General features: G+C 75.8%; 13 protein-coding genes. 2 read left to right on the top strand and 11 right to left on the bottom strand.

What is annotated here, in order from left to right; translation table 11 throughout:
• Positions 1–11: 11 nt before the first annotated feature.
• From cimA to ASF47_RS22060, 9 genes are all read right to left on the bottom strand, one after another.
• Positions 12–1,640: a citramalate synthase gene (gene cimA, locus ASF47_RS01905; RefSeq protein ID WP_056862316.1), complete on the bottom strand. Its 1,629-nt coding sequence runs from the start codon at positions 1,638–1,640 to the stop codon at positions 12–14.
• Positions 1,641–2,083: 443 nt separating this feature from the next.
• Positions 2,084–4,048, bottom strand: a complete 1,965-nt coding sequence (locus ASF47_RS01900) for a serine/threonine-protein kinase (protein WP_056862315.1) — start codon at positions 4,046–4,048, stop codon at positions 2,084–2,086.
• Positions 4,049–4,115: 67 nt separating this feature from the next.
• Positions 4,116–5,180, bottom strand: coding sequence for an iron-siderophore ABC transporter substrate-binding protein (locus ASF47_RS01895; protein ID WP_200918918.1), 1,065 nt, complete (start codon positions 5,178–5,180; stop codon positions 4,116–4,118).
• Positions 5,181–5,265: 85 nt separating this feature from the next.
• A complete protein-coding gene (locus tag ASF47_RS01890) occupies positions 5,266–6,240 on the bottom strand; it encodes an ABC transporter ATP-binding protein (RefSeq protein WP_082499904.1) in 975 nt (324 codons plus the stop codon).
• A gap of 28 nt (positions 6,241–6,268) precedes the next feature.
• Entirely contained in the window at positions 6,269–7,414 is a 1,146-nt protein-coding gene (locus tag ASF47_RS01885) for a FecCD family ABC transporter permease (RefSeq protein WP_082499903.1), read from the bottom strand.
• Entirely contained in the window at positions 7,411–8,391 is a 981-nt protein-coding gene (locus ASF47_RS01880; protein ID WP_235558578.1) for a FecCD family ABC transporter permease, read from the bottom strand. The genes ASF47_RS01885 and ASF47_RS01880 overlap by 4 nt, the downstream gene beginning before the upstream one ends.
• Positions 8,392–8,674: 283 nt before the next feature.
• Positions 8,675–9,763, bottom strand: coding sequence for a branched-chain amino acid aminotransferase (locus ASF47_RS01875; protein ID WP_056862313.1), 1,089 nt, complete (start codon positions 9,761–9,763; stop codon positions 8,675–8,677).
• A gap of 172 nt (positions 9,764–9,935) precedes the next feature.
• Complete coding sequence (locus ASF47_RS01870) at positions 9,936–11,033, bottom strand: 3-isopropylmalate dehydrogenase (protein ID WP_056862312.1); 1,098 nt, start codon at positions 11,031–11,033, stop codon at positions 9,936–9,938.
• Positions 11,034–11,043: 10 nt separating this feature from the next.
• A complete protein-coding gene (locus tag ASF47_RS22060) occupies positions 11,044–11,169 on the bottom strand; it encodes a hypothetical protein (RefSeq protein ID WP_264674828.1) in 126 nt (41 codons plus the stop codon).
• Between the two features lie 451 nt (positions 11,170–11,620).
• Between ASF47_RS22060 and ASF47_RS01865 the strand changes: the two genes are divergently transcribed.
• Positions 11,621–12,190, top strand: a complete 570-nt coding sequence (locus ASF47_RS01865; protein WP_056862311.1) for an O-methyltransferase — start codon at positions 11,621–11,623, stop codon at positions 12,188–12,190.
• A gap of 19 nt (positions 12,191–12,209) precedes the next feature.
• Here ASF47_RS01865 and yczE read toward each other — a convergent pair whose 3' ends face one another.
• Positions 12,210–12,905 (bottom strand): membrane protein YczE, encoded by a 696-nt coding sequence (gene yczE, locus ASF47_RS01860; RefSeq protein ID WP_056862887.1) that lies wholly within the window; start codon positions 12,903–12,905, stop codon positions 12,210–12,212.
• Positions 12,906–12,966: 61 nt separating this feature from the next.
• Here yczE and yczR point away from each other — a divergent pair, with 61 nt between their 5' ends.
• Positions 12,967–14,481 carry a MocR-like transcription factor YczR gene (gene yczR, locus ASF47_RS01855; protein ID WP_082499902.1) on the top strand — a complete coding sequence of 505 codons (1,515 nt, stop codon included), beginning with the start codon at positions 12,967–12,969 and terminating at the stop codon, positions 14,479–14,481.
• A gap of 22 nt (positions 14,482–14,503) precedes the next feature.
• Here yczR and serA read toward each other — a convergent pair whose 3' ends face one another.
• Positions 14,504–16,090, bottom strand: coding sequence for a phosphoglycerate dehydrogenase (gene serA, locus ASF47_RS01850; RefSeq protein WP_056862310.1), 1,587 nt, complete (start codon positions 16,088–16,090; stop codon positions 14,504–14,506).
• Positions 16,091–16,350: the final 260 nt, after the last annotated feature.

Here is a 16,350-nt window from a genome sequence, read left to right as displayed (position 1 = left end):
CGGCCCGGGGCTCAGCCCGCGTGGCGGCGCAGGCCGAAGGTGACGCCGTCGACGAGGGCACCCCAGGAGGCCTCGATGACGTTGGCGCCGACCCCGACGGTGACCCACGACGACTCCCCGTCGGTGGTCTCGATGAGCACCCGGGTGATGGCGTCGGTGCCGTGCCCCTGGTCGAGGATGCGCACCTTGTAGTCGATCAGCTCGAAGCGGGCGACCTCGGGATAGGCCTGCCCGATAGCGGCGCGCAGGGCCTGGTCGAGGGCGTTGACGGGACCGTTGCCCTCGCCGGTCACGACGTAGCGCACGTCGGCGGCACGCAGCTTCACCGTGGCCTCCGACAGCGCCTCCACCCCCACGGGCACCCCCGCGCGGGTCTCGGTGATGACGCGCCAGGACTCGACGTCGAAGTACGACGGGCGGCGGCCCTCGACCTCCTCGACGAGCAGCAGCTCGAAGGAGGCGTCGGCGGCCTCGAAGGTGTAGCCGCGCGACTCCAGCACCTTGACCCGGTCGGTGATGCGGCCCACGAGCTCCTTGCGCGACTCCCCGGAGAGGTCGAAGCCCAGCTCGCGGCCCTTGAGCTCGATCGAGGCGCGACCGGCCATGTCGGAGACCAGCAGCCGCATGTCGTTGCCGACGCCGACGGGGTCCATGTGCTGGTAGAGGTTCGGGTCGACCTTGATCGCACTGGCGTGCAGCCCCGCCTTGTGGGCGAAGGCGGAGGTGCCCACGTAGGGCTGGCGGGAGGCGGGCGGGACGTTGGTCACCTCGGCGACCGCGTGGGCGATGCGGGTGGCCTCGCGCAGGCGTCCCTCGGGCAGCAGGGCGCGACCGGTCTTGAGCTCGAGGTTGGCCACGACGGTGACCAGGTCGGCGTTGCCGGTGCGCTCGCCGTAGCCGTTGATGCAGCCCTGCACGTGGGTCGCCCCGGCCTCGACGGCCGCCAGCGAGCTGGCCACCGCGCAGCCGGTGTCGTTGTGGGCGTGGATGCCCACGTGGAGACCGCCCGACCCGGCGCCGGACCCGCGGGCGCCGAGGGACTCCACGACGTCGTGCACGGTGTCGGCCACCCAGGGCGGCAGCATCCCGCCGTTGGTGTCGCACAGCGCGACGACCTCCGCCCCGGCCTCGGCCGCGGTGCGCAGGACCTCGAGGGCGTAGGCGCGGTCGAGGCGGTAGCCGTCGAAGAAGTGCTCGGCGTCGACGAAGACCTGCTGGCCCTCCTCGCGCAGGTGGGTGACGGTGTCGCGCACCATCGCGAGGTTCTCCTCCAGCGTGGTGCGCAGCGCCAGCTCCACGTGGCGGGTGTGCGCCTTGGCCACCAGGGTCACGGTGCCGGCGCCGCTGTCGCGCAGGGCGGCCGTGCCCGGGTCGTCGGCGGCACGCACGCCGGCCCGGCGGGTCGCCCCGAACGCCGCGAGCCGGGCGTGGCGCAGGTCGAGCTCGGTGGCGGCACGACGGAAGAACTCGGTGTCCTTGGGGTTAGCTCCCGGCCAGCCGCCCTCGATGTAGCCGACGCCGAGGCCGTCGAGGAGCGTGGCGATGGTCAGCTTGTCGGCGACGGAGAGGTTGAGCCCCTCCTGCTGGGCGCCGTCGCGCATGGTGGTGTCGTAGACGTGGAAGTCGCCGTGCAGGTCCATGGTCTCGGTGGTCTCCGTCGTGGTCCGGGCACAAAAAAACCTCTCGCGTGCGAGAGGTGGCGCGTCGGGGGCCCGGGTGGGCGCTCGACGCGCTAGCGAATGATGACGTGGTGCTGCATGCCGCTCATGCTGCCACGCGCGGCCGGCCCCCGACAGGGAGTCCCACGATGCGGCCCGGCGAGAGGCCCCGGCGACCGTACGGTGCCGGGCGGCGGCCCAGGAGGATGCACCTCGCGGCTGCTAGGGGGAGGGGCACGGTCGTGCCCCTCCCCCTAGCAGCGGCGGGCGGTGGTCCGGCGATGGCCCGGCAGCGGCCCGGCAGCGGCCCGACGGCACCGTCGCGGATCGCGGCCGCGCCACCGGGGCCGGCACGTCTCGGGTCCTCAGAACCGTGGGGTCGGGCGGCCGCGCGGTGCGGACCGGCCGCTCCGGGCGCCCGTCGCTCAGCCGGCCGCCCACCAGGAGGGCAGGCTGACGTCGGCCAGGGGCGGGCTGTCGTCGGGGGTCCAGCGGGTGCCGCCCTGGGCCTGGGCGAAGGCGCCGGCGGCCGCGAGGAGGACCAGCACGACGAGCGACACCACCCAGCGCGCGCCCGAGCGTGCGGCCGGCTCGACCACGCGGGCCAGGGGGCTGCGGACCCGCCAGCCGCCCGGCCCGGCCCACAGCGACACCGCGACGGTGGCGCCCGAGACGAGGAGGATGGTCGGGGTGGTGGCGGCGACGGCGTAGCACAGCAGCGCCACGGCCAGGCCGAGGCCGACGCTCCACAGGGTGAGCACCGCCGTCGCCGGCAACGAACGGGTCAGCGTCCAGGGGGCGGCCAGCAGCAGGCGGGGGCCGTCGTACCACTTCGGCCCGCGGGCCCGTCGCCGGTCGGCGGCGACGCTGCCGGCCAGCGACCCGCCCCGCAGGGCGGTGACGAGGACCAGCAGCACGGCGAGGGTCACCCACGGCGCGGCGGCCGTCGCGGTGCCGACCGCGCCCGCCGCGGCGAGCAGCAGCGTCGCCCGTCGCGCCCGCTCGGCCAGCGGGGCCCGGGCCACCTCGACCGGTGCGCCCCAGGGCTCGTGGGCCCAGGGGTCCCCGGAGCCCTCAGGACCGTCGGGGTCGTGCCCCTCCGGGCGCACGCCGGGATGTCCGCCCGGAGGCTCACCGGGACCGGCCTCGGGCCGGGGGGCCGACCAGGGGTCGGGGTCGCCGAGGCGGCGGGTGGGGTCCTCCTCGTAGACGCGGGTCGGCGGGTGGTCGCGCTCCACGAGCGTGCCGTCGGGTCCCCGCCCGTCGTACGCCGCACCCTGCCGGTCGCCCGGGGGGCCGGCCCAGGGGTCGGCCCAGGGGTCGGCCGCGGCCGGGTCGTCGCGCACGGACGCGGGGTCGGCGAGCACGTCGGTGGCCGGATCGGCAGCGGCGTCGGCGTCCGCAGCGCGGTCGGCACCGGCGTCGGCGCCCGGCCCGGCGGGGTGGCCGAGGCGCTGGGCGACGGCCTCGGCGGCCAGCGCCAGCGGCAGCGTGAACGGGTCCTCGCGGGCGGGGGCCGGCAGTGGGGCGGGCGCGGCCTCGGGTCGGGTGGTCTGCGGGCGCAGCCACGCCAGCAGCTCGGCCAGGGTGGGCCGGCGCGCCGGGTCGGGGTGGAGGGCCGCGGCCACGACCTGGGCGAGGTCGCCGTCCAGCCCCGACAGGTCGTGCTCGCCGCGGCGCACGCGGTCCATGATCGCCATCGACGGGCCGCGACCGAAGGGCGCGCGGCCCAGCCCGGCGTAGGCCACGGTGGCGCCCCAGCTGTGCACGTCGGAGGCCGTGGTGGCGTCGTCGCCGTAGAGGATCTCGGGGGCGAGGTAGCCGGGGGTGCCGAGCAGCCACCCGGTGTGGGTGAGCTTGGGGTCGTCGGCCACGCGCGCCAGACCGAAGTCGATGAGGATCGGGGTGCGCCCCTCCATCAGCACGTTGGACGGCTTGACGTCGCGGTGGAGGACTCCCACGGCGTGGACCGAGTCGAGCCCCTCGGCCAGGCAGGCGGCGAACCACACGAGGTCCTCGCCCTCGATGCGTCCCTCCTCCACGACGTGGTCGTGCAGCGAGAGGCCGGGCACGTAGCGGGTGGCGACGTAGGGCACGACGGCCCACGGGTCGGCGTCCTTGATCTCGGCGACCCAGCGGCTGCGGATGCGCGAGAGCGACCCGACCTCGCGGGCCAGCCGGGCGCGGGCCTCGTCGTCGCCCACGATGTGGGGGCGCAGCACCTTGAGCGCGACCCGCTCGCCGTGGGGCGCACGGGCGAGGTGGACCACGCCCATGCCGCCCTCGCCGATCTTGGTCAGCAGCGTGTAGGGGCCGACCGTGACCGCCTGCTGGGGCGGGCGGGGCGAGGTCGCGTGCTCGCCGGAGCGCCCGTGGGAGAAGGTCGTCACCGTGGCAATCTACCGTCGCGAGCCGCCGAAACCGCGACAGCCGCGGCCGGCGTGCGGGGTCGTGCGGTCAGCCCGCGGCCTGGACGGCCGGCTCGAGGGAGGCGACGAACTCGTCGAGACCCCAGGTGAGCGACAGCGCGGTCGGCGGCGAGACCGCCGAGATGTAGGACTCCCCCACCACCGAGGCGACGGTGTCGTCCTGGAACTGCTCCATGGCCTGGTAGGCCGGGTCGGCGGCGAGCTCGTCGCGCGTCGCCTCGTCGGCGACGTAGGACAGCAGGACGTCGGAGGTGAGCTTGTCGACCTCCTCGGTGCTGATCGTGTAGTAGAACGACGACTCGTCGGTGCTCAGCTCGTCGACGCTGGGCGCGAGCTCGAAGCCGAGGTCCTCGAGGAACTGCACGCGCGGGTCTGCGCCCTTGTAGACGTAGAAGGCGGTCGGGTCGATGGCGACCGCGGCGATGGTCTTGCCCTCGAACTCGGGGTGCTCCTCGGCGGCGGTGGCCACCTCGCCGTCGATGTCCTCTAGCAGCTGCTCGGCCTCGTCGGACTGGCCGAGGGCCTCGCCGACGGTGGTGATGACGTCGCGCCACGGGGTGGTCCACGGCTCGTCGGGGTAGGCGACGGTGTCGGCGATCTGCGAGAGCTTCTCGTAGTCGGCCTCGGTGATGCCGGAGTAGTTGGCCAGGATCAGGTCGGGGCCGGCCGCGGCGATCTCCTCGAAGGGCACCTCGGTGCCCTCGGTCAGCAGGGTCGGCGTCTCGGCGCCGGCGGCCGTGAGGGCCTCCTCCTGCCACGGCATGAGGCCCTCCTCGGTCGCGCCGTAGGAGTTCTTGGGCATGGCGACCGGGATCGTGCCCAGGGCGATGGCGGCGTCGGAGCTGCCCCAGCCCCAGGTGACGACGCGCTGGGGCTGCTCGTCGATCTCGGTCTCGCCGAAGGCGTGCTCGATGGTGACGGGCTCGAAGCTCTCGCCACCGGCCGACTCGCTGTCGGAGGCGCTGCCGCCGGACTCCTCGGAGCCGCAGGCCGCGAGCGGGAGGGCCAGCAGGAGGGCGCCGAGCGGCAGGCCGACCCGGCGGGCCAGGCCCCGGCGGGAGCCGCGGCGGTTCAGGGGACGAAGGGACGTCACGTCCGCTCCTCAGGTGTGCGGGACCGGCCGAGCCCGGTCGTTGAGTTAGGTAAGGCTCACCTTACATGATCGGAGCTGCGGTGCGTCACGCCCGGTCCGTGGCTCGGACCTCGGACCGCTCGCCCGGGTGGATCGCGGGGCGCGCGGCCTGAGCGGCCGCGCGCCGGCCGACCGGCACGACCATCGGCGAGCCCGTGATCGGGTCGGGCACCACCTGCGCGCGCAGCCCGAAGGCTCGCTCGACGCAGTCGGCGTCGAGCACCTCGGCGGGGCTCCCCTCGCACAGCAGCCGCCCCTCGTGCATGACCACCAGGTGATCGGCGTAGCGGGCCGCCAGGTTGAGCTCGTGCAGCACCATGACCACCGTCGTGCCGCGCTGCTCGTTGAGCTCGGCGAGCAGGTCGAGCACGTCGACCTGGTGGGCGATGTCGAGGTAGGTGGTGGGCTCGTCGAGCAGCATGATGCGGGGGTCCTGGGCCAGCATCATCGCCACCCACACGCGCTGGCGCTGCCCGCCCGAGAGCTCCTCGACCCGGCGGGCGGCCAGCTCGTGGGTGTCGGTGAGGGCGAGCGCCTCGGCCACCGCGTCGGAGTCGGCGGCGCTCCAGCGTCGGAAGGCGCCCTGGTGGGGGTGGCGACCGCGGCCGACGAGGTCGGCGACCGTGATCCCCTCCGGTGCCAGGGGCTGCTGCGGCAGCAGCCCCAGCACGGCGGCGACCTCGCGCGGGCGCACCGAGCGCAGGTCGCGCCCGTCGAGCTCGACCCGGCCGGCCGCGGGGGTCAGCAGCCGGCCGAGGCCGCGCAGCAGGGTCGACTTGCCGCAGCCGTTGGCCCCGACGATCACGGTGACCCGGCCGGGCGGCACGGCGAGGTCGACGCCGTGCACCACCGTGCGCTGGTCGTAGGCCAGCTCGAGCCCGCGGGCCACGAGCCGGACCGGCGCGTGGAAGGCACCGCTCGCCGGGCCCGGGCCGGCGTCGGAGGCCTCGTCGGGTCGGGCGGGACCCGCGGGACCACCGCCGAGCGGGCGGTCGAGGGGGGATGCGGTGGTGGCGGTCATGCGGGATCTCCTTCTCACGACGTCCGGCTCACGCGGTCCGGGTGCGTCCGCTGGCCATCAGCCAGATCAGGTAGGGGCCGCCGACGGCGCCGGTGACGACACCGACGGGGACGGCGAGGTCGGCGGGCAGGAGGTGCTGGGCCACGACGTCGGCGCCGACGACGAGCACGACCCCGACGAGGGCCGCCTGGAGCAGGGCCAGCGAGCCGTCGCCGAGGAGGCGACGCGCGACGGGGGCGGCGGTGAAGGCGACGAAGGCCACGGGGCCGGCGGCGGCGGTCGCCACGCAGGCCAGGGCCACCCCCAGGGCGATGACCAGGGCGCGCACCACCTCGGGGCGGATGCCGAGCCCGGCGGCCTGCTCGTCGCCGAGCAGCAGCAGGTCGAGGCCCCGGGCCACCAGCACGACGAGCGGCACCAGCACCGCGAGCGCCACCCCCAGGGTCATGACGAGGCCCCAGGTGGCCTGGGCCAGGCTGCCGGTCATCCACAGCAGCGCGGCCTGCGCCTCGTTGACCTCGCTGCGCGTCAGCAGGTAGCCCACCACGCTGCTGCAGACGTAGGCCACGCCGATGCCGGCGAGCACGAAGCGGTGGCCGGTCATGCCCTGCCGCCACGCCACGGCGTAGAGCAGGAGGCCGACGAGGGCACCGCCCACCAGCGCGGAGGCGGAGACCGCGGCGCCGGTGGCGCCACCGAGCAGCAGCGCGGCCACGGCGCCGGCGCTGGCGCCCTGGGAGATGCCGATGACGTCGGGGCTGGCCAGCGGGTTGCGCAGCACCGACTGGAAGAGCGCCCCGGCCAGGCCGAAGGCCAGCCCGACCAGCACCCCGAGCACGAGGCGGGGGGCGCGCAGGTCGACCACGACGAAGCGGGCGGCGAGGTCGTCGTCGCTGCCGACGAGGGCGCCCACGACCTGGCCCACCGAGAGGCGGAAGTCGCCGAGCATGAGGGCGAGCACCGACAGGGTGAGCGCGACGGCGGCCAGGGCCACGGTCACGACGGCGCGACGGCGCAGGCGCCGGCGGCGACTCGTGACCAGCCCCTGGCGCGCGACCTCCACCGGGCCCGGCGTCGACCCGTCGGGCGCGACCTGGCCCGCGGCAGCCCCGGACGGGCCCTGCGGCCGGCCCGCGGAGGCCGGGCCGGGGCGGGTGGAGGACGGGGCGCTCACGCCGCCACCGCCTTCGAGCGGCGCACGAGCGCGACGAGCACGGGGGCGCCGATGACCGCGACGACCAGACCGGCCTCGACCTCGCCGGGGCGGGCGACGAGACGGCCGACCACGTCGGCGAGGAGCAGCACGACGGGGCCCAGCACGGTGGAGAGCACCACGATCCACCGGTAGTCGGGACCGACCACCGCGCGCGCGACGTGGGGCACGACGAGCCCCACGAAGGCGATCGGGCCCACCAGGGAGACCGCGGACCCGCACAGCAGCACGACCGCGGTGACCACCAGCAGGCGGCCCCGGGTGACGTCCTGGCCCAGCCCGCGGGCCACGTCGTCGCCGAGCGCGAGCGCGTTGAGCACCCGACCGGCGGCCAGCGCCAGGGCGAGCCCGACGAGCACGAAGGGCAGGACGGTGGTGAGCACGTCGAGCGGGCGGTTGGCCAGCGAGCCGACCTGCCAGAAGCGGTACTCGTCGAGGGTGCGGCGGTCGGTGAGCAGCACGACGGTGATGACCGAGGTGGCCGTGGCGGTGAAGGCGGCGCCCACCAGCGCGAGCTTGACCGGGGTGACGCCCTCCCAGCCGAGCGAGGCGGCGCCGTAGACGACGAGCGCGGCGACGGCGGCACCGCCGAAGGCGAAGGGGAGGTAGGCGGCGGTCGAGGCCACCCCGAGTCCGGCGATGGCCGCGACCACGGCGAGCGAGGCGCCGGCGTTGATGCCGAGGAGGCCGGGGTCGGCGATGGGGTTGCGGGTGACGCCCTGCATGAGCGCTCCCGCCGCGCCGAGCGCGGCGCCGGCGGCGAGGCCGATCAGGGTGCGCGGCACCCGCAGGTCGCGCACGACGAGGTGGTCGTTGTCGCCGGTCACCGGGTCGACCAGCGCGCGCCACACCTGGCCCGGGGCCACGTCGCGCGCGCCCCACACCAGGCTGGCGAGGGCCACGACGGCCACGAGGAGCAGCAGGACGAGCAGCGCCACGACGCCGCGCAACGTCGTGCGGGGCGCCCGCGGGCCATCCTCGCGACGCTCCCCGCCACCTCGACCCTGCGGCGGTCCCTGGGGGGCGTGGGGCGCTGTGCCGGTCTCCGCGACGACGCTGATGGCTCGACCCTCCGCCGGTGCCCGCACCGTCTGCGCGAGCGACTTAGGTAAGGGTAACCTCACTCGGCAGCGCGCGGCCAGGGCGGTGCCCGCGTCGCGGACGCCGCACCCGGCGTCGGCCGCCGGCCGCCGGTCGGCCGGTCGGCCGGTCGGCCGGTCGTCAGACGATGCGGTGCATCCAGCCGAAGGTGTCCTCGGCGCGACCGAACTGGACGTCGACGAGGGCCTGCCGCACGGCGGTGGTGACCTCGCCGGCCTCGGCGGCGCAGGGCACCTCCCCGCCGTCCCACTTCAGGGCTCCGACGGGGGTGACCACGGCGGCGGTGCCGCAGGCGAAGATCTCGGTGATCTCGCCGCTGGCGACGCCCTCGCGCCACTCGTCGATGGAGAACCTGCGCTCCTCCACGACGTGGCCCATCTCCCGGGCCAGCTCGATGATGCTGGCGCGGGTGATGCCCTCGAGGATCGTGCCGGTCGCGGGGGTGACGATGCGCCCGTCGCGGTGCACGAAGTAGAGGTTCATGCCGCCGAGCTCCTCGACGTAGCGACCCTCCTGGGCGTCGAGGAAGACGACCTGGTCGCAGCCCTGGGCGATCGCCTCCTGCTGGGCGACCAGCGAGCTGGCGTAGTTGCCCCCCGTCTTGGCCGCGCCCATGCCGCCGCGACCGGCGCGGGTGTACTCCTCGGTCAGCCACAGGCTGACCGGCTTCACGCCGCCCTTGAAGTAGGCCCCGGCGGGGCTGGCGATGACCATGAAGGTGACGTGCTGGGCCGGGCGCACGCCCAGGAAGACCTCGGAGGCGAACATGAACGGTCGCAGGTAGAGGCTCTTCTCCCCCGCGCCGGGCGCGGTGGTGTCGGGCACCCAGCGCTGGTCGACCTCGACGAGGGCGTCGACGGCCTGCACGAAGTCGGCGGGGTCGAGCACCGGCAGCGCGAGGCGGTGGCTGGAGCGCGCCATGCGCTTCGCGTTCTCCTCGGGGCGGAAGGACCAGACCGAGCCGTCGGCGTGACGGTAGGCCTTCATCCCCTCGAAGGTCTCCTGCGCGTAGTGCAGCACCGCCGAGGCCGGGTCGATGCTCAGCGGCGCGTAGGGCTCGATGCGGGCGTCGTGCCAGCCGGCCTCGGGGGTCCACTCCACGGTGAGCATGTGGTCGGTGAAGAAGTTGCCGAACCCGGGGTCGCCCAGGATGCCCGCGAGGCGCGCGTCGTCGACGGGGGTGGACGTCAGGGTGGTGCTGATCTGCATGGGGCTCACGGTAGTCGACCTCGATGGTGGGGCCCGGCGCGGTGCGGGCGCGTGCGGGCGGGTGCGGGCGGGCGGGCTGGCACGGGGCGGCGTACGACGCGGTCGCGCGGCTCCGTGACGCGCGGACGCCTCCCCCCGGTCGGGAGGAGGCGTCCGGGAGCGGCGGTGAGGATCAGCCGCCGACGCGTGCGGCGATGGCGTCGCCGACCTCGGCGGTCGGGCGGGAGCCGCCGCGCTCGGCCAGGTCGGCGATGACCGCGGCCTCGATGACGGCGGCCGCCTGCGGGTGCCCGAGGTGGTCGAGCAGGAGCGAGGCGGAGAGGATCGCCGCGGTGGGGTCGGCCTTCTGCTGGCCCGCGATGTCGGGCGCGGAGCCGTGCACGGGCTCGAACATGCTGGGGGCGGTCCGGTCGGGGTTGACGTTGCCGGAGGCCGCGAGGCCGATGCCGCCGGTGATGGCGGCGGCCAGGTCGGTGACGATGTCGCCGAAGAGGTTGTCGGTGACGATCACGTCGAAGCGCGCGGGGTCGGTGGTCAGGAAGATCATGGCCGCGTCGACGTGCATGTAGTCGACGGTGACCTCGGGGAACTCCCGGGCGACCTGCTGGGTCAGGCGCCACCACACCGCGCCCGCGTGCACGAGGACGTTGGTCTTGTGGACCAGGGTGAGCTTCTTGCGGGGCCGGCGCTGGGCGCGGGCGAAGGCGTCGCGCACGACGCGCTCCACGCCGAAGGCGGTGTTGACCGAGACCTCGGTGGCGACCTCCGCCGGGGTGCCGACGCGCAGGGCGCCGCCGTTGCCGGTGTAGGGGCCTTCGGTGCCCTCGCGGACCACCACGAAGTCGACCTCGCCGGGGTGTGCGAGGGGCGACGTCACGCCCGGGAAGATCCGGGAGGGTCGCAGGTTGACGTAGTGGTCGAGCTCGAAGCGCAGCCGCAGCAGCAGGCCGCGCTCCAGGATGCCCGGGGGCAGGTTCGGGTCGTTGGGCTTGCCGCCGACCGCGCCGAGGAGGATCGCGTCGTGCTGGCGGATCTCGCCGAGCACGGAGTCGGGCAGCACCTCGCCGGTGGCGAGGTAGCGCTCGGCGCCGAGGTCGTAGTGGGTCTGCTCGAACGTCACTCCCGCGGGGGCGACCACGTCGAGGACCTTGAGGGCCTCGGCGGTCACCTCCGGCCCGATGCCGTCGCCGGGGATGACGGCGAGGCGCACGGTGCCGGTGGCGGGCCCGGAGGGTGCTCCGGAGGTGGGGGCGGCGTTCGGGTCGGTCATGCGCGGAAGGCTAGTTGTCGTCGGGCCGCTCGCCCCCGTCGTCCCGCTGGTCGAGCGAGCGCTGGAGGGCCTCGCGGCTGCGGGGGTTCTCGGGGTCGTGGCTGGCCGGTCCCCACTCGGGGTACATGTCGTACATCGGTCTCTCCTTCGGTCCTGGGTTCGTTCCCGGGCTCGTTCCCGGGTCGTGACCCGGTCGGTCGCGCCGACCGGCGGGGCGCCGGCCGACGGCGGTGGCGCCGTGCGGCTCGCGGCACGGCTGGAACGACGACACCCCACACGGGCGGGCGGGTCGGCTCGCGGATCGCACGAGGGACGGGCCGTGCGGGGGGCGGGTCGCGCGTGGCGCACGGGCCGCCCGGCAGGGACGTCATCGATCCAGCAGTGCCGAGAGACCACGTACGACGACCACCGCGGCGAGGTGGCCTCTCTGAGCAGATCTACTGCTGGGCCCCGCCGCGGCGCTCGATGAGTACGAGGATGCTCCGCATGGTGCGACCACGGTAGCCCCGCATTCCGGACGCCGGCCACCGCTTTCCGGAATCCGTCCGCGATCCGAGACGGCCGTCCCGCAGTGGGAGACTCGGCCCATGAGCGCCCCTCCCGACCTTCCCGACGTGGTCGCCCGCGCGTTCGCGGTCTCGCGGCGCGCGGGGTACGTGTCGTTCTGCCGCAACGAGACCGGCCGGCTGCTGGCGACGCTCGCCGCCACCCGCTCCGGCACCATGGCGGAGTTCGGGACCGGCTGCGGGGTGGGCACGGCCTGGCTGCGCTCGGGGGTGCGCGACGACGCCACCCGGATCGTCACCGCCGAGCTCGACCCCCGCCTGGCCGGCGCCGCCTCCGAGATCTTCGTCGACGACGGCCAGGTCGAGGTGCTGGCCGCCGACTGGTCGACCCTGCTCGACAAGGGTCCTTTCTCGCTGCTCTTCCTCGACTCCGGGGAGCCCACCGAGGTCGGCGTCGACGCCGTGGCCGACCTGGTCGAGGCCGGCGGCATCGTCGTCCTCGACGACTTCACCCCCTGCGAGGTCTGGCCGCCGATCAGCCACGGCCGCGTCGACACCCTGCGCGAGCAGTGGCTCACCGACCCCCGCTTCACCACCGTCGAAGTGATGGTGGCCTCCGACGCCTCCACCCTCATCGCCACCAGGCGCTGAGGCTCCCGCCCGCCGGACCTCAGGAGCCGCCGGCGGCGGGTCCGGGGGCGGGGGCGAGGCGCAGGTCGACCGTGAGGGACGGCAGCATCGCCTGGGTCAGCGGGCCGATCGCGAGCGCGTAGAGCACGGTGCCGAGCCCGAGCACCCCGCCGAGGGCCAGGCCGAGCAGCACGACGCTCACCTCGAGCCCGGTGCGCACCAGCCGCAGCGACAGCCCCGTGCGCCGGCTCAGCCCGGTCATCAGCCCGTCACGGGGACCCCGACCCAGCTGGGCGCCGATGTAGAGCGCGCTGGCGAAGCCGCACAGCAGGACGCCGCCGACCATGAGGGCGGCGCGGGCGGCCCAGCCCTGCGGCGCCTCGAGCACCGCCAGCGTGGCGTCGGCGGAGAGGCCGACCACGACGGCGTTGGCGACGGTGGCGAGGCCCGGCACCTCGCGCAGCGGCACCCAGGCGAGCAGCAGCAGGAAGCTCACCGCCACGATCACCTGGCCGAGGGTGAGCGGCACCAGGCCCGCCAACCCCGAGTGCAGCACGTCCCAGGGGGCCAGACCCAGGTCGCCGCGGACCATCATGGCCAGCGACACGCCGTAGAGCACCAGGCCGACGGCGAGCTGGGGCAGCCGGCGGCCCAGGCGCCCCGCCCGCAGCTGGGCGACGGGTCCGAGGTCGGCCAGGGCGGGTCGGGGGCGTCGCGAGGCGGTGGTCGTGGGCACCACCCCAGCCTGCGCCCGATTGGCCTGGGAACAAATAGCCAATCGTGGGACAGTGGTCTGCATGACCCAGGCCACCTCCGCCCGCAGCGCGCCCCACCGCCCGGCCGGGGCGCGGCGCTCCGACCCGGGCCCGCTGCCGCTGAGCGCCACGACCGTGTCGGCCTCGCGCCTGGCCGCGCTCGTGGGCGGCTTCGACCGCTCCCCGGCCTACCTCGGCCTCGCCGACGCCCTCACCCTGCTCATCGGCGACGGCCGCATCGGCTACGGCACCCGGCTGCCCAGCGAGCGAGACCTCACCGAGGCGCTGGCCGTCTCGCGCACCACCGTCACCCGCGCCTACGCCGCGCTGCGCGAGACCGGCTTCGCCGAGGCCCGGCAGGGCGCCGGCACCTTCGCCCGGCTGCCGGGCGGGCGCGGCCGGGCCCACGACCGCGCCCTGCTGCCCGGCCCCGACGACGCCGAGGCCCTCGACCTCAACTGCGCCGCGGCCAGCGCGCCGCCGGGCCTGGCCGCCGCCTTCGCCGAGGCCGCGGCACTGCTGCCGGCCCACCTCGGCGGTCACGGCTACTTCCCGGCCGGCATGCCGGCGCTCCAGGCCGCGATCGCCGCGTCGTACGCCGCACGGGGCCTGCCCACCGACCCCGAGCAGGTGCTGGTCACCCCGGGTGCGCTCTCCGCGGCCGCGATCGTGGCCCGGGCCTTCGCCGGGCCGGGCTCGCGGGTGCTGGTGGAGTCGCCGGTCTACCCCAACGCGACCGGCGCCATCCGCAACGCCGGCGCGCGGCTGGTGCCCTGCCCGGTGGACCCCGACGGGTGGGACCTCGACGCCGTCGCGGGCACCCTGCGGCGCAGTCGCCCGGCGCTGGCCTACCTCGTGCCCGACTTCCAGAACCCGACCGGCCTGCTCATGGCCGACGAGGAGCGCGAGCGCTACGCCTCCCACCTGCGCGCCGCGGGCACGGTCGCGGTGGTCGACGAGGCCCACCAGGCCCTGGCCCTCGACGGCCAGGCCATGCCCGCGCCCTTCGCCCTGCACTCCCCCGACACGATCACGCTCGGCAGCGCCAGCAAGTCCTTCTGGGGCGGGCTGCGGCTGGGCTGGATCAGGGCCCCGCACCGCCACGTGGAGGCCCTCACCCAGGCCCGCCTCGTGCTCGACCTCGGCTCCCCGGTGATGGAGCAGCTCGTGCTCACCCGGCTGCTGGCCGGCGGGCCGGTGCTGCCCGAGCACGTCTCCCGGCTGCGCACGCAGCGCGACGCGCTCGCGGCCTCGGTGCGCTCGCGCCTGCCCGGGTGGCGCTTCCGCCTGCCCGGCGGCGGGCTGGCGCTGTGGTGCGAGCTGCCGGCGGCCCGGGCCAGCGCCCTGGCCGACGAGGCGGAGCGCCGCGGCGTGCTCGTGGCCCCCGGCCCGGTCTTCGCCGCCGACGGCGGCCTCGACCGCTTCGTGCGGCTGCCCTGGTCGCGCCCGGCCGACGAGCTCGACGACGCCGTGGCCCGCCTGGCCGAGGCCTGGGACGTCGTCGCCCGCGGCCGCGGCCGCTCCCACACCGCCCGCGACCGCGTCACCGTCGCCTGAGGCCCACCTCGCCCGGGCGTCCTCAGGTGAGGTCGACGGCGCGCACGGAGACCGCGTCGATGGCGCGCCCCATGGCGGCGAGCACGTCGGCGGGCACGGCGGAGTCGACCGAGAGAGCGACGAGGGCCAGGCCCCCGGGGGCGTCGCGGGAGACCTGCATGCCGCCGATGTTGACGCCCGCGTCGCCGAGCACCCGCCCGACGGTGCCGACGACGCCGGGGCGGTCGGCGTAGGTGAGGAAGGCCAGGTGGTCGGTGGGCTCGATGTCGAGGGCGTAGCCGTTGACCTCCACGAGCCGCTCGCGCTGGCCGATGCCGACCAGGGTGCCGCTGACCGAGACCGTGGCGCCGCCCGCGAGGGTGCCGCGCAGGGTGACGAGGTTGCGGTGGTCGGGGCTCTCGGGGTCGACCACGAGGCGCACGGCGGTGCCGCGCTCGGCGGCCAGCAGCGGGGCGTTGACGTAGGAGACGGTCTCCTCGGCGATGTCGGTCAGCACGCCCTTGAGGGCGGCGAGCTCGAGCACGGTGACGTCGTGGTCGGTGATCTCGCCGCGCACCTCCACGTCGAGGCTGGCGGCGGCCTCGCCGGCCAGGGCGCTGAAGATCCGGCCCAGCCGCTCGGTCAGCGGGATGCCGGGGCGCACGTCGTGGGCGATGACGCCGCCCTGCACGTTGACGGCGTCGGGCACCAGCTCGCCGGCCAGCGCCAGGCGCACCGACCGGGCGACCGCCAGCCCCGCCTTCTCCTGGGCCTCGTGGGTGGAGGCGCCGAGGTGCGGCGTGGCCACGACACCCGGCAGCCCCAGCAGCGGGCTGCCCGTGGCCGGCTCGTGCTCGAAGACGTCGAGGGCCGCGGCGGCCACCCTGCCCTCGACGAGGGCGTCGTGGAGCGCGGCCTCGTCGACGACGCCGCTGCGTGCGGCGTTGACGACGATGACCGAGGGCCGCACCAGCCGCAGCTCGGCCTCCCCGATCAGCCCGGTGGTCTCGGGGGTGCGGGGCAGGTGCACCGAGACGACGTCGGAGTCGCGCAGCAGGGTGGCGAGGTCGACCAGGCGCACGCCGACCTGGGCGGCGCGGCCGGGCTGGACGTAGGGGTCGTAGGCCAGCACCTTCATGCCGAAGGCCGCGAGGCGCTGTGCGACGAGCACGCCGATGCGGCCCAGCCCCACCACGCCGACGGTCTTGTCGTAGAGCTCGGTGCCGGTGAAGCTCTCCCGCTCCCACCGCCCCTCCCGCAGCGCCTCCTGGGCCGGTACGACGCACCGGGCGGCGGCCAGCAGCAGGCCCACGGCCAGCTCGGCCACCGAGACCGCGTTGGAGGTGGGCGCGTTGACGACGACCACGCCCGCGTGGGTGGCGGCGCGCACGTCGATGGTGTCGAGGGCGACCCCGGCCCGGGCGACGACCCGCAGGCGGGGCGCGGCCGCCAGGACCTCGGCGTCGACCCGCGTCGCGGAGCGCACGACGAGCGCGGAGGCGTCGGCGACCTCGCGGAGCAGGCGTGCGCGGTCGGTGCCGTCGCAGGTGCGGACCTCGACGTCGGGGCCGAGGGCCTCGAGGGTGGCCGGGCTCAGCGGCTCGCAGATCAGGACGACGGGCTTGCTCACGAGCGGTGACCTCGCTGGTCCTCGACGGGGCTCCCCGGGGCGTGGCCGCGAGAGACGCGGGCCGCCGGGGCGGTGCGCGGCGCGGTCGCGGGACGACGGCGGGGACGGGACGGTGCACGACGCTGTGCGGCCCGCACCCTACCGGCCGCGGGCGACGGGAAAGCGGTGGCACCGCGCCACCGCGGCGACCTACCGTGGACCCGTCCCATCCCCTCCCCCACGGCAGGTCCGGTTGCTCCTCTGAGGCCCACGTCCCCGCG

The organism is Nocardioides sp. Leaf285, assembly GCF_001422955.1.
Lineage (GTDB): Bacteria > Actinomycetota > Actinomycetes > Propionibacteriales > Nocardioidaceae > Nocardioides > Nocardioides kribbensis.
The sequence above is the reverse complement of the archived record's forward strand: the minus strand, read 5'-3'. Positions and strand labels throughout refer to the sequence as shown.

Coding starts and splice junctions, on each gene's coding strand:
- ASF47_RS01865 (WP_056862311.1), top strand. CDS start 11,621: ATGAGCGCCCCTCCCGACCTTCCCGACGTGGTCGCCCGCGCGTTCGCG.
- ASF47_RS22060 (WP_264674828.1), bottom strand. CDS start 11,169: ATGTACGACATGTACCCCGAGTGGGGACCGGCCAGCCACGACCCCGAG.
- ASF47_RS01890 (WP_082499904.1), bottom strand. CDS start 6,240: ATGACCGCCACCACCGCATCCCCCCTCGACCGCCCGCTCGGCGGTGGT.
- cimA (WP_056862316.1), bottom strand. CDS start 1,640: ATGGACCTGCACGGCGACTTCCACGTCTACGACACCACCATGCGCGAC.
- ASF47_RS01870 (WP_056862312.1), bottom strand. CDS start 11,033: ATGACCGACCCGAACGCCGCCCCCACCTCCGGAGCACCCTCCGGGCCC.
- yczR (WP_082499902.1), top strand. CDS start 12,967: ATGACCCAGGCCACCTCCGCCCGCAGCGCGCCCCACCGCCCGGCCGGG.
- ASF47_RS01875 (WP_056862313.1), bottom strand. CDS start 9,763: ATGCAGATCAGCACCACCCTGACGTCCACCCCCGTCGACGACGCGCGC.